20 protein-coding genes are annotated in these 22,077 nt (G+C 66.4%); 10 read left to right on the plus strand and 10 right to left on the minus strand.

Annotation, left to right across the window (positions count from 1 at the left end):
- The first annotated feature begins 230 nt into the window (after positions 1-230).
- Entirely contained in the window at positions 231-680 is a 450-nt protein-coding gene (locus tag AB6730_RS18470; RefSeq protein WP_371025056.1) for a DUF192 domain-containing protein, read from the plus strand.
- Positions 681-924: 244 nt separating this feature from the next.
- Here the strand turns inward: AB6730_RS18470 and AB6730_RS18475 are convergent, their stop codons facing one another.
- Entirely contained in the window at positions 925-1,116 is a 192-nt protein-coding gene (locus AB6730_RS18475; protein WP_036116149.1) for a rubredoxin, read from the minus strand.
- A gap of 63 nt (positions 1,117-1,179) precedes the next feature.
- On the opposite strand from AB6730_RS18475, the gene thiE reads away from it, so the two are divergent.
- Both thiE and hemL read left to right on the plus strand, forming a co-directional pair.
- Positions 1,180-1,827: a thiamine phosphate synthase gene (thiE, locus tag AB6730_RS18480; RefSeq protein WP_371025057.1), complete on the plus strand. Its 648-nt coding sequence runs from the start codon at positions 1,180-1,182 to the stop codon at positions 1,825-1,827.
- Entirely contained in the window at positions 1,824-3,101 is a 1,278-nt protein-coding gene (gene hemL / locus AB6730_RS18485; protein WP_371025058.1) for a glutamate-1-semialdehyde 2,1-aminomutase, read from the plus strand. The genes thiE and hemL overlap by 4 nt, the downstream gene beginning before the upstream one ends.
- A 180-nt stretch (positions 3,102-3,281) precedes the next feature.
- On the opposite strand, the gene AB6730_RS18490 is transcribed toward hemL, so the two are convergent.
- The 6 genes from AB6730_RS18490 to AB6730_RS18515 form a co-directional block, all read right to left on the minus strand.
- Positions 3,282-4,529 carry an acetylornithine/succinylornithine family transaminase gene (locus AB6730_RS18490; protein WP_371025059.1) on the minus strand — a complete coding sequence of 416 codons (1,248 nt, stop codon included), beginning with the start codon at positions 4,527-4,529 and terminating at the stop codon, positions 3,282-3,284.
- A gap of 372 nt (positions 4,530-4,901) precedes the next feature.
- On the minus strand, positions 4,902-6,236 hold the full coding sequence (locus tag AB6730_RS18495) for a sigma-54 interaction domain-containing protein (protein WP_371025060.1): 1,335 nt from the start codon (positions 6,234-6,236) through the stop codon (positions 4,902-4,904).
- A gap of 185 nt (positions 6,237-6,421) precedes the next feature.
- Positions 6,422-7,240 carry an SDR family oxidoreductase gene (locus tag AB6730_RS18500; RefSeq protein WP_371025061.1) on the minus strand — a complete coding sequence of 273 codons (819 nt, stop codon included), beginning with the start codon at positions 7,238-7,240 and terminating at the stop codon, positions 6,422-6,424.
- Positions 7,241-7,250: 10 nt separating this feature from the next.
- Complete coding sequence (locus AB6730_RS18505) at positions 7,251-7,853, minus strand: LON peptidase substrate-binding domain-containing protein (RefSeq protein WP_371025062.1); 603 nt, start codon at positions 7,851-7,853, stop codon at positions 7,251-7,253.
- A 10-nt stretch (positions 7,854-7,863) separates the two neighbouring features.
- On the minus strand, positions 7,864-9,222 hold the full coding sequence (mpl, locus tag AB6730_RS18510) for a UDP-N-acetylmuramate:L-alanyl-gamma-D-glutamyl-meso-diaminopimelate ligase (protein WP_371025063.1): 1,359 nt from the start codon (positions 9,220-9,222) through the stop codon (positions 7,864-7,866).
- Positions 9,223-9,294: 72 nt separating this feature from the next.
- Positions 9,295-9,879 carry an adenylate kinase gene (locus tag AB6730_RS18515; RefSeq protein ID WP_371025064.1) on the minus strand — a complete coding sequence of 195 codons (585 nt, stop codon included), beginning with the start codon at positions 9,877-9,879 and terminating at the stop codon, positions 9,295-9,297.
- A 179-nt stretch (positions 9,880-10,058) separates the two neighbouring features.
- Here AB6730_RS18515 and AB6730_RS18520 point away from each other — a divergent pair, with 179 nt between their 5' ends.
- Positions 10,059-11,315, plus strand: a complete 1,257-nt coding sequence (locus AB6730_RS18520) for a 6-phosphofructokinase (RefSeq protein ID WP_371025065.1) — start codon at positions 10,059-10,061, stop codon at positions 11,313-11,315.
- Between the two features lie 102 nt (positions 11,316-11,417).
- Here AB6730_RS18520 and AB6730_RS18525 read toward each other — a convergent pair whose 3' ends face one another.
- A complete protein-coding gene (locus AB6730_RS18525) occupies positions 11,418-12,269 on the minus strand; it encodes a UdgX family uracil-DNA binding protein (RefSeq protein WP_371025066.1) in 852 nt (283 codons plus the stop codon).
- A 26-nt stretch (positions 12,270-12,295) separates the two neighbouring features.
- Here AB6730_RS18525 and AB6730_RS18530 point away from each other — a divergent pair, with 26 nt between their 5' ends.
- The 6 genes from AB6730_RS18530 to ppa all read left to right on the plus strand — a co-directional run bounded on the left by AB6730_RS18530 (position 12,296) and on the right by ppa (position 19,803).
- Positions 12,296-13,582: an amidohydrolase family protein gene (locus AB6730_RS18530; protein WP_371025067.1), complete on the plus strand. Its 1,287-nt coding sequence runs from the start codon at positions 12,296-12,298 to the stop codon at positions 13,580-13,582.
- A 150-nt stretch (positions 13,583-13,732) separates the two neighbouring features.
- Entirely contained in the window at positions 13,733-14,173 is a 441-nt protein-coding gene (locus AB6730_RS18535) for an RcnB family protein (RefSeq protein ID WP_371025068.1), read from the plus strand.
- Between the two features lie 15 nt (positions 14,174-14,188).
- A complete protein-coding gene (locus tag AB6730_RS18540) occupies positions 14,189-14,566 on the plus strand; it encodes an RcnB family protein (protein ID WP_371025069.1) in 378 nt (125 codons plus the stop codon).
- A 113-nt stretch (positions 14,567-14,679) separates the two neighbouring features.
- Positions 14,680-16,728: a sodium-translocating pyrophosphatase gene (locus AB6730_RS18545; RefSeq protein ID WP_371025070.1), complete on the plus strand. Its 2,049-nt coding sequence runs from the start codon at positions 14,680-14,682 to the stop codon at positions 16,726-16,728.
- Between the two features lie 330 nt (positions 16,729-17,058).
- Positions 17,059-19,182: a prolyl oligopeptidase family protein gene (locus tag AB6730_RS18550; protein ID WP_371025071.1), complete on the plus strand. Its 2,124-nt coding sequence runs from the start codon at positions 17,059-17,061 to the stop codon at positions 19,180-19,182.
- Between the two features lie 87 nt (positions 19,183-19,269).
- On the plus strand, positions 19,270-19,803 hold the full coding sequence (gene ppa, locus AB6730_RS18555) for an inorganic diphosphatase (protein WP_371025072.1): 534 nt from the start codon (positions 19,270-19,272) through the stop codon (positions 19,801-19,803).
- Between the two features lie 303 nt (positions 19,804-20,106).
- Here the strand turns inward: ppa and AB6730_RS18560 are convergent, their stop codons facing one another.
- Both AB6730_RS18560 and AB6730_RS18565 read right to left on the minus strand, forming a co-directional pair.
- On the minus strand, positions 20,107-21,126 hold the full coding sequence (locus tag AB6730_RS18560) for a DUF2333 family protein (RefSeq protein ID WP_371025073.1): 1,020 nt from the start codon (positions 21,124-21,126) through the stop codon (positions 20,107-20,109).
- A gap of 42 nt (positions 21,127-21,168) precedes the next feature.
- Positions 21,169-21,741: a bacterioferritin gene (locus tag AB6730_RS18565; RefSeq protein ID WP_371025074.1), complete on the minus strand. Its 573-nt coding sequence runs from the start codon at positions 21,739-21,741 to the stop codon at positions 21,169-21,171.
- Positions 21,742-22,077 lie beyond the last annotated feature (336 nt).

The raw sequence follows: 22,077 nt of genomic DNA on the forward strand, positions 1-22,077 counted from the left end.
TTCGTCCCGAGGTGAGCCGCCCATTCTATATCGTTTTTCCTTTCCGTCAACACCCTCGTGATGCTTTTTTTCGAGGTGGTTAGCGGAGCGGAACCCTTCGCATGGGAGGCTTTCGTCGCGAGGGATTGAAAGTATAGGCTGAGCCCGAAGCCCTGTGAAGGGGGTCTCGACATCTTTTCGAAAAATACTCGCGCGGTAGACTCCGCGGACTCACTTCACACTAATAAGGTATGGCGATGATGAAGCGGTTCCTACCTGCCGCCCTGCTCCTGCTCTCCCTCGGCGCACATGCCGCCACGGAGCCTTCCGTGACGCTGCACGGAAAGCGATTCTCGACCGAATTCGCCACGGACGATGCGTCGCGCGAGCTGGGATTGATGAATCGCACGTCGCTCGCGGCCGATCACAGCATGCTGTTCATCTTCACCGACGAACAGCCGCGCGCCTTCTGGATGAAGAACACGCTCATCCCGCTCGACATCCTGTATTTCGACAAGGAGCGCAAGCTGGTCTCGATGCAGCTCAACGCGCAGCCCTGCAAGGCCGATCCGTGCGCCATCTATCCCAGCGACGGCAGCGCGCGCTATGTCCTGGAATTGCCGGCGGGCACCGCGGGCAAGCTGGGACTGAAGCTGGGCGAACCACTGACGGTCGAAGGCGAGCCCGGCACCATCCGCTGATCCGGCGAAAGGCCGTGCTGGCACGGAACACCCACGTGATAAGGAACGAGCGCCGCCGGATCGATGCCGGCAAGCTCGTCCCACTGGTCGTCGAAGGGAATGAATCGCTGCATGACCGCTTCCTCCACGGATCGGCCACCTTGCGCGGCCTTGGGACTATGGAAGCAGGTTTTTCTGCGCTGACGCTGGCGAAATGGGGCGAAAAGATGTCAGCCCCATCCCTTGATGCTGCGCGGTGGCGACGTCAGTCCAGCTCGACCATCTCGAAGTCGTCCTTGGTCACGCCGCAATCCGGGCAGGTCCAGGTGTCGGGGATGTCTTCCCAGCGCGTGCCCGGCTCGATGCCCTCGTCCGGCAGCCCCAGGGCTTCGTCGTAGATGAAGCCGCAAACGACGCACATCCATTTGCGAAGGGTGGTTTCGGTGCTCTGGCTCATGGTTTTGCGTACTGTCGTGGAACGGGAAAGTCCCACATTCTGTCACATCCCCAAAGGAATCCCATGACATCCCTCCTCCGATCCCCACTCAGCGGCAAGGGCGTCTACGCCATCACCGACGGCCCCCGCGACGACCTCTTCGCCGCCGTGGAAGCCGCCCTCGCGGGTGGCGCGCGCCTCTTGCAGTACCGTGACAAGACGGCCGATACCGATCGGCGCCGCTCCGAAGCCGACGAGATTTCACGCATCTGTGCCCGCTATGGCGTGCCCTTCATCGTCAACGACGACGTCGCACTCGCCCACGAGACCGGCGGCGGCGTTCACCTGGGTCGTGAAGACGTTTCCATCGCCGACGCGCGCGACGTGCTCGGCCCGGACGCGATCATCGGCGTTTCCTGCTATGGCTCCATCGAACGCGCCCGCCAACTAGCCGCCGAAGGCGCCGATTACCTGGCTTTTGGCGCGATGTATCCCTCCACGACCAAGCCCCACGCGCCAGTCGCTCCGCACGACGTATTGACGCAGGCACGCTCACTGGGCCTTCCGGTCGTGGCGATCGGCGGGATCAGCGTCGACAATGCACAGGCCGTGATCGACGCGGGCGCCAACTACATCGCCGTGGTCTCCGCCATCTTCGCCGCGCCGGATATCCAGACGGCGACACGCCGTTTCGCCGACCTTTTCGACCCCCGCCCCGGAATCATTCGATGACCACGAACCACGAACTCTTCGACCGCGCCCGACAACTGCTGCCCGGCGGCGTCAATTCGCCCGTGCGCGCCTTCAAGTCGGTCGGCGGCGAACCGTTCTTCACCGCGCGCGCCGACGGCGCGTATCTCTGGGACGTGGAAGGCAAGCGCTACATCGACTACGTGGGGTCGTGGGGCCCGATGATCGTCGGGCACAACCATCCCGCGGTGCGCGAGGCGGTCCAGCGGGCGGTGCTCGATGGCTTGTCCTTCGGCACGCCCTGCGCCGCCGAAGTGACGATGGCCGAGACGATCGTTTCGCTGATTCCCTCGGTGGACATGGTCCGCATGGTGAACTCCGGCACCGAAGCGACGATGTCGGCGATCCGCCTGGCCCGTGGCGCCACCGGCCGCAGCAAGATCGTGAAGTTCGAAGGCTGCTACCACGGCCATGGGGACAGTTTCCTCGTGAAGGCCGGCTCGGGCGCCCTCACCTTCGGCGTGCCGACTTCGCCGGGCGTGCCCAAGGCCGCGGCCGACCTCACCCTCACGCTTCCGTACAACGACATCGAGGCGGCACGGGAACTGTTCGCCGAGCACGGTGGCGACATCGCCGGCCTGATCATCGAGCCGGTCGCCGGCAACATGAACTGCATTCCGCCGAAAGACGGTTATCTCGCCGCGCTGCGGGAGTTGTGCACGCAGCACGGCGCGCTGCTGATCTTCGACGAAGTGATGACGGGCTTTCGCGTCGCCCTGGGCGGGGCCCAGGCCCACTATGGCATCACCCCTGACCTGACCTGCTTCGGCAAGATCATCGGTGGCGGCATGCCGGTCGGTGCCTATGGCGGTCGCCGCGACCTGATGCAGCAGATCGCCCCCTCGGGCCCGATCTACCAGGCGGGTACCTTGTCGGGGAATCCGGTCGCCATGGCCGCCGGCCTGGCGATGCTCCAGCTGATCCAGGCACCGGGTTTCCACGACGACCTCACCGCACGCACCGTGCGGCTCACCGACGGCATCCTGGGAGCGGCGCGCAAGGCCGGCATTCCTTTCAGCGTGAACCGTGTCGGCGCGATGTTCGGCTTGTTCTTCACGAACGAGACGGTGGAAAGCTATGCGCAGGCCACCGCGGCGGATGTGGCGGCCTTCAACCGCTTCTTCCACGGCATGCTCGAACGCGGCGTGTATCTCGCGCCGTCGGCGTTCGAGGCGGGATTCGTGTCGAGCGCGCATGGCGACGCGGAAATCGAGGCGACGATCGACGCGGCTACCGCGACGTTCGCCACGCTGTAACGCAACCCAGCTTCACTGTGGGAGCCGCTTCAGCGGCGATGGGTGCTTGCCGCACCCTGGCCCGCTGCCGCGGGATCGCCGACGGAGTCGGCTCCCACAAATGCTTGGCGCAACTGGCCCGCTGCCGCGGGATCGCCGACAAGGTCGGCTCCCACCAGGGCGGAGTCGGCTCCGGTTCGATCAGGCGACCTTCGCTTCCTTCGCGAACTCGGCCAGGGTGGCGTGCAGGCGTTTCAGGCCCTCGGCCACTTCTTCGTCCGTGATCGTCAGCGGGGGCACGATACGCAGCACGTCCGGCCCGGCCTGGAGGATCAGCAGGCCGTGGGCGGCGGCGATATCCAGTATCTCGCCGGCGCGGCCCTTGTATGAGGCATCGAGGACGGCGCCCAGCATCAGGCCGCGGCCACGCACTTCCGAGAACAGCTGGAACTCGTGGTTGAGCTTGTCGAGGCCCTTGCGGATGTCGTTGGACTGGCGCTCCACGTTGAGCAGCACGGTAGGCGAGGCGATCTTGGCCAGGGCCACGCGCGCCACCGCCGCGCCCATGGGATTGCCGCCGAAGGTCGTGCCGTGGGCACCGAACTGCATCACCTCGGCCACCTTCGGTCCCGCCAGCATCGCGCCGATGGGGAAGCCGCCACCGAGCGCCTTGGCCAGCGTGACGATGTCGGGGGTGACGTGGTCGTGGCTATGCGCGAACAGCGTGCCAGTGCGGCCCATGCCGCACTGGATCTCGTCGAGCACCATCAGCGCGCCGTGCTCGTCGCACAGCTCGCGCACCTTCTTCAGGAAGCCCGGCGCGGCCGGCATCACGCCGCCCTCGCCTTGCACCGGCTCGAGCATGACGGCGGCGACGCCACCCTGGGCGAACGCTTCTTCCAGTGCCGCCGGGTCGTTGAACGGCACATAGCGGAAGCCGCCGGGCAACGGCTCGTAGCCTTCCTGGTATTTCGGCTGCGCGGTCGCGGTGACCGTGGCGAGCGTGCGTCCGTGGAACGAGCCCTTGAAGGTGACGATCACCCGCTCTTCGGGGGTACGCCCCTGCGAGGCCGCCCACTTGCGCACCAGCTTGATCGCGGCCTCGTTCGCCTCGGCGCCGGAATTGCACAGGAAAACACGCTCGGCGAACGGCGCGTGGTCGACCAGTTCCTGCGCCAGGCGCAACGGCGGCTCGGAATAGAAGACATTGCTGGCGTGCCAGAGCTTCTGCGCCTGGGCGACCAGCGCCTCGAGGAGATCGGGGTCCTGGTGACCGAGCGAGTTCACCGCGATACCGGCCCCGAAATCCAGGTAATCACGACCCTGCGTGTCCCATACCCGCGCGCCCTTGCCGTGGTCGAGCACGACATCGCGCGGACGGTAGACGGGCAGCCAGTAACGCTTGCCCAGGCCGAGGAGATCGGAGGGATCGACAGGATGCGACGACATCGGAACGGACTCCTGGCCCCAGGCGCGGCACCGGGGCCCATGCAGGATGGATGCGCATGCACGCGCGTGAAAACGCATCGTATAAGGCGGTGGGCGCGCCGACAACGTGCGACGTGTGTCTCCCTTGCAACGGCGTGTTACACGTCGCTACACCGGCTGAACGGCCGGCGTCCGGGCCGTCGCAAAAAATTCCTTGCGAATCAAAGCATCGACACGGTGGCACGGCGCTTGCTGCCCTTCAGGGGCAAGGCCCTGTGAAGCCGCGTGGTTCGCTCGCCCGACGACCCTGCCAAGCCGGACGAACGAATGGGAACTCCCGGTCCTCCCGAGGACCGGGAGTTTTCTTTTCCGCGGCGGGTGGAACCAGGGTGGTCAACGCAACTGATCGAGGGCCAGTTGATGCTTCTTGCAAAGCCGATAGACGGTGACGCGGGAAACGCGCAGGCGGCGCGCGCATTCGCTGATGTTGAAGGCGCTCGCGCGCAGGCAATCGACGATCGCCTCGCGCTCGGCCGAGGTACGTGCGCTACCGAGGCTGTCGCGATCGCCAGCGGTCGTGTCCAGGCTCAACTCCAGGTCCTCCGGCGTGATCAGCGCATCCTCGGCGATCACCGCCGCGCGCTGCACGCGGTTCATCAACTCGCGCACGTTGCCGGGCCACGCGAATCCGTTCATCGCCTTGCGCGCGTTCGCACTGAACGCGCGGGCCCGCGTTCCATAACTCTCGCGGAAGGCGTCGAGGAAATGCTGGGCCAGCAATTCGATGTCGCCCTGGCGCTCGCGAAGCGGCGGCATGCGCAGGCGCAGCACGTTGAGGCGGTAGAACAGGTCCTCGCGGAAGCGCCCCTGCGCCACCGCCTTTTCCAGGTCCACGTGCGTCGCGGCGAGCACGCGCACGTCCACCTTGATCGACTGGCAACTGCCGATCCGCTCGATCGTTCCCTCCTGCAACACGCGCAGCAGGTTGGTCTGCGCATCCAGCGGCAGGTCGCCGATCTCGTCCAGGAAGACGATGCCGCCGTCGGCGGATTCGAAGTGGCCGATACGCCGCGCGGTGGCCCCCGTGAAAGCCCCTCGCTCGTGACCGAACAACTCCGACTGCACGAGGTTGGCCGGCAAGGCGCCGCAATTGATCGCCGCGAACGGCCGGTCGCTGCGCGAGGAAATCTGGTGCAAGGCGCGCGCGGCCATTTCCTTGCCGGTACCGGTCTCGCCGGTGATCAGCAAGGGCAATTCCACGGGCGCGAACTTGCGGATGTTCTGCGACAGCGCGCGGATGGCCGGGCTGCTGCCGGTCAGCATGCTGGGCTGGTCGTCGACATGCGCCATGCCATCGCCGGGAACGCGGGCGAGCGCGCGGCGCAACGCGCTGAACGACGAAGGGCCGTCGATGATCTCGAACGCCTGCGGCAATACATGACGAACGGAAGGGTCTCGCATGGGCGTCCGCGCGCTGGTCAGGCCGATCCAGACCATGCCCGGATGCGATTCACGCAAACCGGCGAGGACACGCACGGCCGCTTGCGCACTGGCACGCAGGTCCACCACCGCGATGGCGGCGTCGCCGCATTCCGGCGATCCGGCATCCTCGCGCGCCGGGTCGGCGACCAGCGTTCGCCAGCCTGCCCGGATCAGCCCGAAGTGTTCCTCGACGCTCGGTCTGCCTATCCAAACGACGCAACGTCCCGTCGATTCCCCGCGCGACATGCCTGCTCCTCACCCGTCTCGTGGCCTGCTGTCGGCTTCGCGGGCTCATCCTCGGACCCGCCGCCGGCACCCCTGCAGGCCGGCAAGCCCCACTTTGCCGCCCTTGTCCAAGCATGGGCGACCGGGATCGACGGTATACCCGCTTGCCGAAAGCGGCCATACGCCAAACGGGCTAGCCGTTGCCGCTAGAGGAACAGGTCGGGCAGCAGCGGGTTGCCTGGCACCACGGCGTAGCGATCGAAGTCGTGCACGCCTTCCTCGCGCAACACGTCCTCGTCGATGCAGAAACGCCCGGTGAAGTCCCGTGACGGTTTCGTGAGGATCGCGTGGGCCGCGTCGGCCACGATCCCGGGCGTACGGCAATTTTCAGGACGTACCGTATCGCCGAGCATGGCGATGGCGGCGGTCGCGATCACCGTTCGTGGCCACAACGCGTTCACCGCGATGCCCATCGGGGCGAATTCCGGCGCCATGCCGAGCACGCAGTGACTCATGCCGAACTTCGCGATGGTGTACGCCACGTGAGGCGCGTACCACCTCGGATCGATGCTCGGTGGCGGCGAAAGCATCAACACGTGCGGATTCGCCGCTTCCTTCAGGAACGGCAGGCAAGCCTGCGTCGCGAGGAAGGTACCGCGCGTGTTCACCTCGTGCATGAGGTCGAAACGCTTCATCGGCGTGTCCTCCACGCCGGCCAGCCAGATCGCGCTGGCGTTGTTCACCAGGATGTCGATCCCGCCGAAGCGTTCCGCGGCGGTGGCGGCCGCCATGCGCACTTCGGCTTCCTCGCGGATGTCGACCTTGAGCGGCAGGGCGACACCACCGGCTGCCTCGATCTCGGCGGCGGCGGTGTGGATGGTGCCCGGCAAGCGCGGGTTGGGCACGTTGCTCTTCGCCGCGATGACGACATTGGCGCCGTCGCGCGCGGCGCGCAGGGCGATCGCGAGCCCGATGCCGCGCGATGCCCCGGTGATGAACAGCGTCTTGCCGGCGAGCGTCGTCATGGCCGATGCCTCATGCACGTTGGAAACGCGGAAGGATATCGCGCAGTTCGGCAAGGCGTTGCAGGGGATCGGCAAGCTCCAGCATGTGCTGGCACTCGTCCGGGTCCAGCGGCAGCAGTTCGGACAGGCGGAAGCCCACCCAGCTCGCGTCGTCGGCCTTCGACGCCACGTCGTTGCGCCATGGCGGCGACATCTGCTCGGAGAGACGCTCCAGGATGGTCGCCAGCAAGCCGAACTCGGCCGGCAAGGGAATGGTTTCCTCGTCCTGCCAGGTGGCGATATCGCCGCGCACCTGGCCGTCCGAACGCACGCGCGTGCGCATGACCCGGAAGCGCCGCCCGCCCTCGGCGACGATGCCGAGCAGGCCGTCCTCACGGGTGTGGAAATCGGTGATCGTGGCCAGCGTGCCCACGGCGGCGGGGACGGCGGGCTGCCCCGCCTCGCGGCCTTCGAGGATCATGCACACGCCGAAGGCCCGGCCGGTGCGCGCGCATTCGCGCACCAGGTCGATGTAGCGCGGCTCGAAGATGCGCAATTGCAGGTGACCGCCCGGAAAGAGGACGTTCGACAGGGGAAACAGCGGAAGGTCGAGGGCGGGCGTGGTCGCGGCCATGCCCGTGAGTCTAACCTGCGTCCAGCGCCGCGAAGAAGCGCCGCGGTGCTCCTTCGAAGCCGCCATTGGACATGAACACCACGTGGTCGCCTTCGCGTGCTTCCGCGGCGAGCGCGGCGACCAGGCCATCCACGGTGGGCGCGGTGGCGCCGCGGCCATCGAGCGCCGCGGTCACCTTCCCCGCATCCCAGGCAAGCTCGGGGCGGTGCAGGAAGACCACGCGGTCCGCATCGGCCAGCGAAGGCGCCAGCGCCTCGGCATGCGCGCCGAGCCGCATCGAGTTCGAACGCGGTTCCAGCGCCACGAGGATGCGCGCGCCGCCGACCTTCGCCCGCAGGCCCGCCAGCGTCGTGGCGATGGCCGTCGGATGGTGGGCGAAGTCGTCGTACACGGTCACGCCACGCGTCGTGCCGATGAGTTCCATGCGCCGCTTCACGCTCGCGAAACCGCCGAAAGCCGGCAGCAGCGCGACGGGATCGGCACCGGCCGCCGTCGCCGCGGCGAGCGCGGCCAGCGCGTTCATGACGTTATGCCGGCCCAGCGATTCCCAGCGAACTTCGCCCAACGGCATGCCGGCGCGGTGCACGCGGAAATGCGAGCCGTCGGCGGACAGCAGTTCGGCGCGCCAGTCGCCGGCATCGATGCCGAAGGTTTCCACCGGCGTCCACGCCCCCATCGCCAGCACCTCGGCCAGATAGGCGTCCTCGGCGTTGACGATCAGGCGGCCATTGCCCGGGACGGTGCGCACCAGGTGGTGGAACTGGCGCTGGATCGCCGCCACGTCGGGGAAGATATCCGCGTGGTCGTATTCGAGGTTGTTGAGGATCGCGATGCGCGGCCGGTAATGGACGAACTTCGAGCGCTTGTCGAAAAAGGCCGAATCGTATTCGTCGGCCTCGATCACGAAGGGCTTGCCCTCGCCACGCCGTGCCGAGACGTCGAAGTTGCCCGGCACGCCGCCGATCAGGAAGCCCGGCGACAGGCCGGCGGACTCGAGCAGGTGCGCCAGCAGGCTGGTCGTCGTGGTCTTGCCATGCGTGCCGGCCACGGCCAGCACCTCGCGACCGCCGAGCAGGGTCTCACCCAGCCACTGCGGCCCGGAGATGTAGCGCAGGCCCTCGTCGAGCATGTATTCCACGGCGGGATTGCCACGCGTCATGGCGTTGCCGACCACGACCAGGTCGGGCGCCGGCTGCAGGTGTTCCGCCTTGTAGCCCTGCATCAGGGCGATGCCGAGATCCTGGAGCTGGGTGCTCATGGGCGGGTAGACGTTGGCGTCGGAACCTTCGACGGTGAGGCCGAGTTCGCGTGCGAGCGCGGCCACGCCGCCCATGAAGGTGCCGCAGATACCGAGGATATGGACGCGCATGAGGAGGCTCGTCTTGGCGCGGCGCGAAGGCACCGCGGAGATCCGCCGGCCAGGCCGGCGGACCAGAGGGGATCAGGCGCTGGCGGCCTTGACGCCACCGGGCAGTACGTCCAGCACGCGCTGGGTCACCTCGTCGAGCTCGCCGACGCCGTCGACCACCTGCAGCTTGCCGCGCTGCTTGTAGAAGTCGGCCACCGGAGCGGTCTGGTCGGCGTAGATGCCGAGGCGCCGCTTGACCGTGTCCGGGTTGTCGTCCGGGCGGCCTTCCTTCTCGAAACGCACCTCGCAACGATCGATGATGGCCGAATCGGGCACGTCGAGCTTCACCACGACATCCAGCGGCTGACCGATCCGCGCCAGCACGGTATCGAGCGCGTCGGCCTGGGCCAGGTTGCGCGGGTAGCCGTCGAGGATGAAGCCCGGCTTCGCGTCGGGCTCGCCCAGGCGGTGCTCGATGATGCCGAGCATGATGTCGTCGGGCAGCAGCTGGCCGGCGTCCATGAGGCCCTTGGCCTTGAGGCCCAGTTCGGTGCCGGCCTTGATCTCCGCGCGCAACAGGTCGCCGGTGGAGATGTGCGGTACGCCGAGGCGTTCCTTGAGGCGGGTGGCCTGGGTACCCTTGCCGGAACCGGGGGCGCCGAATAGCACGAGTCGCATTGATGCTCCGTTTCGTCGGACGCACGGGGCAAACCCGCCGCCGGACACGAGAAAATGGGTCTCAAGGTAACGGCAGCGGCGCCGCCGCGTCAAACGGCTGAAATACTGGCCCCGTTCAAGCCACCGTGACGCCGGGCGCGTTACCCTGCGCTTCCCGCCTCACCAGAAGGATGCGAAGCATGGCCGCCGGCAAACTCCTCTACGCCCAGTCGGGCGGTGTCTCCGCCGTGATCAATGCCACCGCCGCGGGCGTGATCGAGACGGCCCGGGACAAGGGCATCGTGGTGTATGCCGCGCGCAACGGCATCCTCGGCGCGCTGCGCGAGGAACTCATCGACACCTCGAAGGAAGCCAAGGCCAACATCGCCGCGCTCAAGCACACGCCGGGCGGCGCCTTCGGCTCCTGCCGCTACAAGCTGAAGTCGCTGGAGGAGAACCGCGCGGAGTACGAACGCCTGATCGAGGTCTTCAAGGCGCACGACATCCGCACCTTCCTCTACAACGGCGGCAACGATTCGGCGGATACCGCCAACAAGGTGTCGAAGATCGGCCAGGCACTCGGCTACGAGGTGAACTGCATCGGCGTGCCGAAGACGATCGACAACGACCTGGTGGTGACCGATACCTGCCCGGGCTTCGGCTCGGTCGCCAAGTACACGGCGATCGCCGTGCGCGAGGCCAGCCTCGATGTCGCCTCCATGATGGATACCTCCACCAAGGTCTTCATCATCGAGGTGATGGGCCGCCATGCGGGCTGGATCGCCGCGGCCGCGGGACTCGCCGGTTCGTCGCCGGGCGATCCGCCGCACGTCATCCTGTTCCCGGAGAACGTGTTCGATCCGGAAGCATTCCTGGCCAAGGTCAAGGCCACGGTGGAAAAGGTCGGCTATTGCACCGTCGTCGTGTCGGAAGGCGTCAAGAACAAGGAGGGCCAGTTCCTCGCCGAGTCCGGCGCGCGCGACGCGTTCGGCCATGCGCAACTGGGCGGCGCCGCGCCGGTACTGGCCGCGCTGGTGCGCGAGAAGCTGGGCTACAAGTACCACTGGGCCCTGCCCGACTACCTGCAGCGTTCGGCGCGGCACGTCGCTTCCAAGACCGACCTCGAACAAGCCTATGCCGTGGGCAAGAAGGCGGTGGAATACGCGGCGGAAGGACTCAACGCCGTCATGCCGGTGATCGTGCGCACGTCGGACGAGCCGTACAAGTGGAAGATCGAGGCGGCGCCGCTGGACAAGATCGCCAACCATGAGAAGAAGATGCCGAAGAACTTCATCTCGAAGGATGGTTTCGGCATCACCGCGGCGGCGCGCCGTTACCTGGCGCCGCTGATCCAGGGCGAGGCCCCCCCCCCGTATGGCGCCGATGGCCTGCCGGTGTATGTGACGCTGAAGAATGCGGCGGTGCCGAGGAAGTTGAAGAAGTTCGCGATCGGATAGTCGCGCGCCCATTGTGGGAGCCGCTTCAGCGGCGATGGGTGCTTGCGGTGGACTGGCCCGCTGCCGCGGGATCGCCGACAGGGTCGGCTCCCACCAGGGCGCCTAGCCCAGCACCTCCTGCAATTGCTTGAGGTCGCGCACGAAATCAGCGAAGCCCTGCTCGCGCGCCTCATGTCCCGGCAAGCGCAGCAGGTATGACGGATGCACCGTGGCCAATCCACGGCGGCCATCCGCCAGTTCTATCCAGCGCCCACGTTCGGCCATCAGCCGGAACGATGACCCGAACACCGCCTGCGCCGCCATCGCACCCAGGCATACGATGCCTTTCGGATCGATGCGGTCGATCTCCGCCGCGAGCCACGGCCGGCATGCCGCCTGTTCTTCCGCGTTCGCCCGCTTGTGCAAGCGCACCTTCCCCCGCGGTTCGAACTTGAAGTGTTTCACGGCGTTGGTGACGTAGAGCGCGCCACGTTCGATGCCTGCCGCCTCCAGCGCACGATCGAACAACTTGCCTGCCGGACCGACGAACGGCTTGCCGGCCAGGTCTTCCTGGTCGCCAGGCTGTTCGCCGATCACCACGATCCGCGCATGCGCCGACCCCTCGCCGAAGACCGTCTGCGTCGCCGGCTTCCACAGATCGCACGCCCGGCACTCACGCGCCTGCTTGCGCAAGGCCGTGATGCTGCCTCGCGGCGCCTCGGCGGCGGCCTTCTGCAAAGGCGTGATCTTCTTTTTCGGAATCGTGGGCTGCTTGTCGACCATGGCCTCCATCCTCGGCAACGCACCGGAGCGGCTTGCCCCGTGTCCGAGCGGGAGCCTCTCGCCGTCGCGGTGCGCGATACGTGACGGCGCCAGCAAGGACCAGTGCATACCAATGAACCGCCAGGCCACCCGGTGGGAGCCGATCCAGCCGACCCTGTCGGCGATGTCCAGGGCCAAAGCGGCCGCTATCATGAAGCGTCATTCTTCCCGGACCCGCCATGGACCTCATCATCCGCCACGCCAACCTTCCCGACGGCCGCACGGACGTCGACATCGGGATCGTGGACGGCCGTTTCGCGGCGATCCAGCCAGGCCTGCCGGCGAAGGGCACCGAAGAGGTCGACGCACGGGGCCGGCTCGTCGCGCCACCCTTCGTCGACGCGCACTTCCACATGGATGCCACGCTCTCGCTCGGCCTGCCGCGCCTGAACGCCTCGGGCACCTTGCTCGAAGGCATCGCGCTGTGGGGCGAACTGAAACCCGACCTCACCCAGCATGCGCTGGTCGATCGCGCGATGGCCTATTGCGACATGGCCGTGGCGCAGGGGCTGCTCGCGATTCGCAGCCATGTGGACGTCTGCGACGATCGCCTGCTGGCGGTCGAGGCGTTGCTCGAAGTGAAGCGCCGGGTCGCTCCCTACCTGCACCTCGAACTGGTGGCTTTCCCGCAGGACGGCCTGCTGCGTTCGTCCCATGCGAAGGCGAACCTCGTGCGCGCGCTGGACATGGGCGTGGAGGTGGTCGGCGGCATACCGCACTTCGAACGAACGATGGCCGACGGCGCGGCCTCCATCCGCTGGTTGTGCGAACTGGCGGCCGAACGCGGCCTGCGCGTGGACATGCATTGCGACGAGTCCGACGACCCTTTGTCGCGACACATCGAGACACTGGCCGCCGAAACCATCCGCACGGGCTTGCAGGGGCGGGTGACGGGCTCGCACCTCACCTCGATGCATTCGATGGACAACTACTACGTGTCGAAGCTGCTGCCGCTCATCGCGGAAGCCGGCGTGCACGCGATCGCCAATCCACTCATCAACATCACCCTGCAAGGCCGGCACGACACATACCCGAAACGGCGCGGCATGACCCGCGTGCCCGAGCTCATGGATGCGGGCGTGAACGTCGCCTTCGGCCACGACTGCGTCATGGACCCCTGGTACGGCATGGGCTCCGCCGACATGCTCGACGTGGCGCACATGGGCCTGCACGTGGCGCAAATGACGTCCACCACGGGCGTGGCGCGGGCCTTCGCCGCCGTGACCGCCAACGCGGCGCAGGTGCTCGGCCTGGAGGGATACGGCATCGTGCCGGGAAACCGCGCCGACCTCGTGCTCTTGCAGGCCGGCGACGCCTACGAGGCCATCCGGCTCAAGGCGAACCGCCTGCTGGTGGTGCGCGGGGGACGCATCCTGGCCCGGACGCCTGAACGGAGAACGGCACTCCACCTGCCGGAACGCCCGGAAAACCTGAGCCTGGAATTCCGCCCGGGCTCGATTTCCTGAACGCACCAGTTCAATAGCTGTCGCGGCAATGAACACTTTCCTGAATCTTTCAATTCGTAGGACTTCGCGTTCAGCCAACGCTGCCTAGCATCCGAATCGTCGATCGGCCGCGGTGACCCGCGGGGTGACGATCGTCCTGGGAGACCTATGATGAAAACGATGCTGCGTACCGCGTTCGCCGTCCTCGCGCTGGCCACCACCACGGCGGCATTCGCCGACGACCATGGGCGCGGCGACCGCGACCACGGCCGTGATCGCGACCGCCACGGCTACGACCGCCGTCACGACGACCGCGGCTGGCGCCACGACAACGACTGGCGCGGGCATCGTCCGCCGCCGCGTTATTACGGCCACGGCTACGACCACCGTTATGACCACCGCCCGGTCTATTACCACCGGCCGCCACCGCCGCGTTACTACGGCCATTGGGAGCGCGGGCACCGCTACTACGGACGCAACGTGGTCGTGTACGACTACGGCAGCTATCGCCTGCGTCCCCCGCCGCGCGGCTACCACTGGGTCCGCGAGAACAACGATTTCCTCCTGGTCGCGATCGCGACGGGCATCATCTTCGACATCGCCACGCGTTAACGGGAGACACGAATCATGAAATCGTTCGGCAAACTAGTGTTCTGCATCGCCGCCCTGGGTGCGATCGCGCCTGCGTTCGCCCTGGACCCTCCGCGTGGTGGCCCGCCGGGACAGGACCGCCGCGACGACAGGCACGACGATCGTGACGATCGCCATGACGATCGCCGCGACTGGCACGACGACCGCGGCAACCACCGCGGGCCGCCGCCGCATGCACGCAGCTGGCAGCGCGGTCATCGCTACGACGGCCGCGTCATCATCGTGAACGACTACCGCGTGCGCCATCTGCGCGAGCCGCCACGCGGTTATCACTGGGTCCGCGACGACGACAGCGATCAATACCTGCTCGTGGCCATCGCCACCGGCATCATCCTGGATATCGCCACGCGGTAATCCGGACGTGCGCTGCGGCACCTACGCCGCAGCGCACAACACCTTCCCCCGCCTCCCCTGCCTATACTCGGATCGGGCCCCATGTTGGGCTCCCACAATTCGGGGAGGCTTCGATGCTGCAGCAGTACGGTTTATGGATCGCGCTGGCATGTGCGGTCGTTGCGATTCTGTACGGTGCGTTTTCGGTCAGTTGGGTCTTGGCCAGGTCGCCGGGCAACGAACGAATGCAGGAGATCGCCGCGGCGATCCAGGAAGGCGCCCGCGCTTACCTCAACCGCCAATACGCCACCATCGGCGTCGTCGGCATCGTGCTTTTCCTACTCATCGGCATCTTCCTCGACTGGGGGACCGCGATCGGCTTCGCGCTGGGGGCGGTGCTCTCGGGGGCGGCCGGCTACATCGGCATGAACGTGTCCGTTCGCGCCAACGTACGTACCGCCGAGGCCGCCAGAAGCGGCCTTTCTTCTGCCCTCGCCGTGGCCTTCCGTGGCGGCGCCGTCACCGGCATGCTGGTGGTCGGCCTTGGCCTGCTCGGCGTGGCCGGCTATTACGGCGTGCTCACCCACATGGGCTACGAGCGCACGCATGTCCTGCATTCGCTGGTGGGCCTGGCCTTCGGGTCCTCATTGATCTCGATCTTCGCGCGCCTGGGTGGCGGCATCTTCACCAAGGGCGCCGACGTGGGCGCGGATCTCGTGGGCAAGGTCGAGGCCGGCATTCCCGAGGACGACCCGCGCAATCCGGCGGTCATCGCGGACAACGTCGGCGACAACGTCGGCGATTGCGCCGGCATGGCCGCCGACCTCTTCGAAACCTACGCGGTGACCCTGATCGCCACGATGTTGCTGGGCGGCGTGATGGCGACGGAGGTCGGTCCCTCGGGCGTGCTCTACCCATTGGTGCTCGGCGGCGCCTCGATCGTGGCCTCGGTCATCGGCACGTTCTTCGTGAAGATCCGCGGCGGCAAGATCATGAACGCCCTTTATGCCGGCGTGGCCGTTTCCGCCGTGCTGGCGGCGGTCGCGTTCTGGCCGATCACCCAGTCGTTGATGGCCGATGCCGCGTTCGGCCCGGGCCGCATCTACGGCTGCGCGATCATCGGCCTGGTGCTTACCGGCGCCATGGTGGTGATCACCGAGTACTACACCGCGACCGAATTCCGGCCGGTACGCCACGTGGCGCAATCCTCGACCACCGGCCACGCGACCAACATCATCGCCGGGCTCGGCGTTTCGATGAAATCCACCGCGCTGCCGGTGCTCGCGGTGTGCGCGGCGATCTGGGGAGCCTTCGCGCTGGCCGGCCTCTATGGCATCGCCATCGCGGCCACGGCCATGCTGAGCATGACCGGGATGATCGTGGCGCTGGATGCCTACGGACCGATCACCGACAACGCGGGCGGCATCGCCGAGATGGCCGAACTTCCCGCCGAGGTGCGCGGCGTGACCGATCCGCTGGATGCCGTGGGCAACACGACCAAGGCGGTGACCAAGGGCTATGCGATCGGTTCGGCGGGCCTCGCCGCCCTGGTGCTGTTCGCCGACTACACGCACAACCTGAACCTGCATTTCGGCGGTACCGAGGTGCGCTTCGACTTGTCCAACCACTACGTGATCATCGGCCTGTTGATCGGCGGCCTGATCCCTTACCTGTTCGCCGCCATGGCGATGGAAGCGGTCGGCCGTGCCGCCGGTTCGGTCGTCGAGGAGGTACGCCGCCAGTTCCGCGAGATCGCCGGGATCATGGAAGGCACGACCAAGCCCGATTACTCGCGGGCCGTGGACCTGCTCACCCGATCGGCGATCCGCGAGATGCTGATTCCGTCATTGTTGCCGGTGCTGGTGCCCGTGGTGGTGATCTTCGGCTTCAAGTGGTTGGGCGGCCCCGAGGCCGGCGCGCAGGCGCTGGGCGGCGTGCTGATCGGCACGATCGTCACCGGCTTGTTCGTGGCCATCTCGATGACCACGGGCGGCGGCGCCTGGGACAACGCCAAGAAGTACATCGAGGACGGCCACTTCGGCGGCAAGGGTTCCGATGCGCACAAGGCGGCGGTCACCGGCGATACCGTGGGCGATCCGTACAAGGACACGGCGGGACCGGCGGTGAATCCGTTGATCAAGATCATCAATATCGTGGCGTTGTTGTTGATTCCGTTGCTTTAGGCGTCGTCTGCTGCTTCAGGGGTGCACCGGCTTCAGGAGCATCGCCGACAGGGTCGGCTCCCACCAGGGCGAGGCAAGCCTGGTGGGAGCCGGGCTTGCCTCACCCTGGTGGGAGCCGACTTGTCGGCGATCCCGCGGCAGCGGGCCAGTTCATCGCAAGCACCCATCGCCGCTGAAGCGGCTCCCACAGTGCAGCGGCTCCCACGGGGAAGCGGCTCGACGGATATGCCATCCCAGGATGGGCAGATCCCGGGATAGGTAGGAAGTCATGGCGCCCATGGCATCGCCGCTGCGCTAATGTCGGCCTTCGCCCCCAAGGACTATCGACCCATGCATCGACGCTGGATTGCGCTGGCCATCGCCCTTACCTTCAGTGGCATGACCCAAGCCCACGAAACACCCAAGACCGCCGCGCCCGCCATCGAAGCCGGCGCCGATGATGAAAACCTCTGGCTCGACGACATCGACGGCGCCAAGCCGCTGGAATGGGTCAAGGCGCGCAACGCCGAGACCGTCGCCAAGTACGCGGAAGGCGAGGATTTCAAGACCCTCGACGCGCGCATCCTCGAGGTACTCGATTCGGATGCGAAGATCCCGATGGTCTCGAAGATCGGCGACCACTTCTACAACTTCTGGCGCGACAAGCAGCACCCGAAGGGCCTGTGGCGGCGGACGACACTGGCCGAGTACCGCAAGGACAAGCCCGCCTGGGAAACCGTGATCGATCTCGACGCGCTCGCCGCCTCCGAAAAGGAAAACTGGGTATGGCACAGCGCGCAGTGCCTCAAGCCCGACTATCGCCGCTGCCTCGTCTCGCTCTCGCGCGGTGGCGCGGACGCCGACGTGGTGCGCGAGTTCGACCTGTCGACGAAGACCTTCGTCGAAGGTGGATTCACCCTGCCCGAGGCGAAGAGCCAGGTCGCGTGGATCGACGACGACCACATCTACGTCGCCACGGACTTCGGCCCCGGCTCCATGACGACATCGAGCTATCCGCGCATCGTGAAGGAGTGGAAACGCGGTACCCCGCTCTCTTCCGCTACGACGGTGTACGAGGGCAAGCCGACCGATATGTCGATCTGGGCTTACCACGACCGCACGCCCGGCTTCGAACGTGATTTCGTGCAGCGAGCGCTCGAGTTCTACAACTCGGAAACCTTCCTGCGCGGCAAGGACGGCAAGCTTACGAAAATCGACGTACCGACCGACGCCGAAACCGACGTCGAACGCGAATGGCTGCTGATCGAGCTGCGCACCCCCTGGACCGTGGGTGGCAAGACCTATCCGTCCGGCTCGTTGCTGGCGGCGAAGTTCGACGACTACATGGCTGGCAAGCGCGAGATCACGGTGCTGTTCATGCCTGACGAGCACACCTCGCTGTCGGGCCACTCGTGGACCCGCCATCACCTGATCCTCAACCTGATGCGCGATGTCGTCAGCCAGATCCAGGTCCTGACGCCAGCCGATACGGGGGCATGGAAGAGTGAAACACTGAGCGGCGCGCCGGCGCTGAGTACGATGCAGGCCGGCGGCATCGACGCCGACGAGAGCGACGAGTACTTCCTCACCGTCTCCGGCTACCTGCAGCCCACCACGCTCTACTACGGCACGCTGGGCAAGGGCGAGCGCGAGGCGATCAAGCACAGTCCGGCGTTCTTCGATGCCTCGCGCTTCGTCGTGAGCCAGCATTTCGCCACCTCCAAGGACGGCACCAAGGTGCCCTATTTCGAGATCGCTCCGAAGGCGATGAAGGCCGACGGCAACAACCCGACCCTGGTCTACGGCTACGGCGGCTTCGAAATCCCCCTGCAACCGATGTATTCGGCCGGTGTCGGCCGCGCATGGCTGGAAAAGGGCGGCGTCTATGTCGTCGCCAATATCCGCGGTGGCGGCGAGTACGGCCCGCGCTGGCACCAGGCGGCGGTGAAGGCGAACCGCCCCCGGGCCTACGAGGATTTCGCGGCCGTGTCGCAAGACCTGATCGATCGGAAGATCACCAGCCCGCGCCACCTGGGCATGATGGGCGGCAGCAATGGCGGCCTGCTGGCAGGCAACATGCTGACCAGGTATCCGCAGCTGTACGGGGCGGTGGTGAGCCAGGTCGCCCTGCTGGACATGAAGCGCTATCCGCACATGTCGGCCGGCGCCTCTTGGATGGCCGAATACGGCGATCCGGACAAGCCGGAGGAATGGAAGTACATCCAGACCTTCTCGCCGTACCACAACCTGCACAAGGGCACCAAGTACCCGCCCGTGCTGTTCACCACCTCGACCCGCGACGACCGCGTGGGGCCGGTCCATGCGCGCAAGATGGCCGCCCGCATGCAGGCCATGGGCTTCGACGCCAGCCTGTACGAGAACATCGAGGGCGGCCACGGCGCCGCGGCGGACAACAAGCAGTCGGCGTTCATGAACGCCCTGGCCTATACCTACCTCTGGGAACACCTGAAGTAAGGGATCGCCTGGCCCTGGGGTTTCCCCCCGGGGCGGGGTGGCCGTATCCTATCCGGCCGACTTATCCCCGAAGAATCAAGGAATCCCATGGGTCTGCACCTCGTTCCCGCCGGTCGCAACGTGCCGGATGAAATCAACGTCATCATCGAAATCCCGAAGGATGCGGAGCCGGTCAAGTACGAAGTGGACAAGCAGAGCGGCGCGATCTTCGTCGATCGCATCCTCTCCACGCCGATGCGTTATCCCTGCAACTACGGTTACGTCCCCGGCACGCTCGGCGGCGACGGCGACCCGCTGGACGCCCTGGTGATCCTGCCCCTGTCGCTGGTGCCGGGCTCGGTGATCCGTTGCCATCCGGTCGGCATGCTGAAGATGACCGACGAAGCCGGCGCGGACGAGAAGCTCGTCGTGGTGCCGGTGGAGAAGGTGTTCGCGGGCTACGCGCACATCCGCGATATCAAGCAGGTCTCGGGCCACTGGCTGGAGCGCATCGGCCACTTCTTCGAGCACTACAAGGACCTGGAGAAGGGCAAGTGGGTCAAGATCGATGGCTGGGTCGGTGCCGAAGAGGCCAAGGCCGAGATCGTGTCGGGCATGGGTCGGTACAAGATCGATAACTGATCCGTGGCGTGGGGTGCTTGCCGGACTCGGCATGTTTGTGCGGGTTTGGCTAGCACCCATCGCCGCTGAAGCGGCTCCCACATAGTGGGCTCCCACCAAGACCTGCGCAGGCCTTGGTGGGAACTCATCCTATCGGCGATCCGAGGTCTGGTGGACACCAATCCTGTCGGCGATGCAGGCTCTGGTGGGAGCCGATTGTCGGCGATGCAGGCTTTGGTGGGAGCCGATTCTATCGGCGATCCGCGCGCAGCGCGGCCCGCTCGCCGCAACCCACCACCCGCCGCAAACTCACCCGCGCCAAACTCACCCCCGCCCCAGCAACCCGCGCAGGTCGATGATCGCCGCGTTCGCCCGCGAGATGTAGTTCGCCATCACCAGCGAATGATTGGCGAAGAACCCGAACGGCGAGCCATTGAGCACCACCGGGCTGCCCAGCGCCTTCTGCGATTCCTCCAGCTCCCGGATCACCTGCTGAAGGCTGGCGTCCGCGTTCTTGCTGCGCAGGATCGGGGCGAAATCGTGGCGGATCGCCTTCAACTGCTCCAGCAAGGTCCACGTATAGCCGCGCGCTTCGTAGAAGTTGTCGTCGATCTTGTTCCAGGGCGTCTTCACATACACCGCCTTGGCCGGTCCCGTGTTGGCGCCCACGTCGGCGTTCGGCGCCGCATCCACCTTCAACTGGCCGACGCTCGCCGATAACCGTTGCGACAGCGAACCCAGCCGCGCGGACACCGTCTGCAGGTAATCGGCCAGGTTGTCGGCGCGCGCGTAGAAATGCGCATTGGCATCCTCGGCGTCCGACAGGCGCGACAGGTATTTCTCCAGGTCGTCGGTGGCCTTCGCATACTGCGATTCCGAACTCGGCAGCAACCACCGGTCGTTCGGGCTGTTGAGCAGAGGGTCGGCCTCACCCAGGTCCTTGTCCTCGGTGGACTGCGTCTGCGAACGGCTGAAGTCGTTGCGCAGCGAACGGGCCAGGTCGCGCGAGGCGACCAGCGAACCGAATTCCCAGTTGGGCATGTTGTCCATGAACACGCCGGGCGGCAGCTTGTCGTTGCTGAGGTAGCCGCCGCGCTTGTCGAGCAGGGTGTCCACGGAGCGGATCAGCGTGTACGTGGTGACGGCGCCGGTGCTCAACGGGCGGCCGATGTCCTTCATGTGCGCGGTGGTGACGGTGACCGGATCGAACTGCTCGGGCTCCTTGTCCCACCACCACATCATGATGAGGATCAACAGCACGAGGATCGCGACCAGCACCGCGATCGCCATGCTGATGGGGTTCCGTCGGCGCCGGGCCGGCGCGGGCGTGGCGGTCGCATTCATGGGTCATCCTTATCGTCGCGAACGTGAGCGCCTAGCTTACCGTCAATGCGACGAGGGCGCCGCCGGCTCGCCCTTGGCCCCGAGGTTCTCCAGCAGGGTGGCCATGTCCTCGGCGTGCTCTTCCTCCTGCGCGAGGATGTCCTCCATGATGCGCCGGGTGGTCGGATCGTCGTCGCCGATGTACTGGACGATCTCGCGATAGCTGTCGATGGCGATGCGCTCGGCCACGAGGTCTTCCTTGATCATGTCGACCAGCGTGGAGCCTTCGACGTAATCGGCGTGGCTGCGCGACAGCAGGCCTTCCGGGTTGAAGTTCGGCGTGCCGTCAAGCTGGGTGATCCGTTCCGCGATACGGTCGGCGTGGGCCTGCTCCTGGTTCGCGTGCTCGAGGAACTCGGCCTTGACGCTTTGTGAATGGATGCCCGGCGCCATGTAGTAGTGATACTTGTAGCGCAGCACGCAGACGATCTCCGTGGCCAACGCCTCGTTGAGCAGCTTGATCACCGTCTCGCGGTCGGCGCGGTATCCGGAGGTGACCGCGCCATGGTCGATATGCTCGCGGGCACGCTTGCGGATGTTCTCGATATCGCTGACGAAGGGCTTGCCGCTGGCCATTGCCTGTCTCCTCGGGAGAGTGGGTAGGAATGGCGGGAACGTTAGGGCCGCTGCCGGGAAGAACGGGTGAAGATGGCGGCGGGATCGCCGCTGAAGCGGCTCCCACAGGGGTCACATCCCTGCCCTGGTGGGAGCCGGCTTGTCGGTGATGACATGCTCTGGTGGGAGCCGACCTTGTCGGCGATCCCGCGGCAGCGGGCCAGATTGAGGCAAGCACCCATCGCCGACGAGGTCGGCTCCCACCAAGAGCGAAAACCGAATCGCCGACAGGGTCGGCTTGTGTCTTTCCGAAGGGCTAGGCTTGGAGGTGAGAGCGGAGTGCGGCAAGCCGATGGA

Origin of the sequence: Luteibacter sp. RCC_6_2, from assembly GCF_041360655.1 — a bacterium.
Taxonomy (GTDB): domain Bacteria; phylum Pseudomonadota; class Gammaproteobacteria; order Xanthomonadales; family Rhodanobacteraceae; genus Luteibacter.

Coding starts and splice junctions, on each gene's coding strand:
- thiE (WP_371025057.1), top strand. CDS start 1,180: ATGACATCCCTCCTCCGATCCCCACTCAGCGGCAAGGGCGTCTACGCC.
- AB6730_RS18520 (WP_371025065.1), top strand. CDS start 10,059: ATGGCCGCCGGCAAACTCCTCTACGCCCAGTCGGGCGGTGTCTCCGCC.
- hemL (WP_371025058.1), top strand. CDS start 1,824: ATGACCACGAACCACGAACTCTTCGACCGCGCCCGACAACTGCTGCCC.
- AB6730_RS18515 (WP_371025064.1), bottom strand. CDS start 9,879: ATGCGACTCGTGCTATTCGGCGCCCCCGGTTCCGGCAAGGGTACCCAG.
- AB6730_RS18540 (WP_371025069.1), top strand. CDS start 14,189: ATGAAATCGTTCGGCAAACTAGTGTTCTGCATCGCCGCCCTGGGTGCG.
- AB6730_RS18505 (WP_371025062.1), bottom strand. CDS start 7,853: ATGGCCGCGACCACGCCCGCCCTCGACCTTCCGCTGTTTCCCCTGTCG.
- AB6730_RS18535 (WP_371025068.1), top strand. CDS start 13,733: ATGAAAACGATGCTGCGTACCGCGTTCGCCGTCCTCGCGCTGGCCACC.
- AB6730_RS18530 (WP_371025067.1), top strand. CDS start 12,296: ATGGACCTCATCATCCGCCACGCCAACCTTCCCGACGGCCGCACGGAC.
- mpl (WP_371025063.1), bottom strand. CDS start 9,222: ATGCGCGTCCATATCCTCGGTATCTGCGGCACCTTCATGGGCGGCGTG.
- AB6730_RS18565 (WP_371025074.1), bottom strand. CDS start 21,741: ATGGCCAGCGGCAAGCCCTTCGTCAGCGATATCGAGAACATCCGCAAG.
- AB6730_RS18495 (WP_371025060.1), bottom strand. CDS start 6,236: ATGTCGCGCGGGGAATCGACGGGACGTTGCGTCGTTTGGATAGGCAGA.
- AB6730_RS18545 (WP_371025070.1), top strand. CDS start 14,680: ATGCTGCAGCAGTACGGTTTATGGATCGCGCTGGCATGTGCGGTCGTT.
- ppa (WP_371025072.1), top strand. CDS start 19,270: ATGGGTCTGCACCTCGTTCCCGCCGGTCGCAACGTGCCGGATGAAATC.
- AB6730_RS18560 (WP_371025073.1), bottom strand. CDS start 21,126: ATGAATGCGACCGCCACGCCCGCGCCGGCCCGGCGCCGACGGAACCCC.
- AB6730_RS18525 (WP_371025066.1), bottom strand. CDS start 12,269: ATGATAGCGGCCGCTTTGGCCCTGGACATCGCCGACAGGGTCGGCTGG.
- AB6730_RS18550 (WP_371025071.1), top strand. CDS start 17,059: ATGCATCGACGCTGGATTGCGCTGGCCATCGCCCTTACCTTCAGTGGC.
- AB6730_RS18500 (WP_371025061.1), bottom strand. CDS start 7,240: ATGACGACGCTCGCCGGCAAGACGCTGTTCATCACCGGGGCATCGCGC.
- AB6730_RS18470 (WP_371025056.1), top strand. CDS start 231: ATGGCGATGATGAAGCGGTTCCTACCTGCCGCCCTGCTCCTGCTCTCC.
- AB6730_RS18490 (WP_371025059.1), bottom strand. CDS start 4,529: ATGTCGTCGCATCCTGTCGATCCCTCCGATCTCCTCGGCCTGGGCAAG.
- AB6730_RS18475 (WP_036116149.1), bottom strand. CDS start 1,116: ATGAGCCAGAGCACCGAAACCACCCTTCGCAAATGGATGTGCGTCGTT.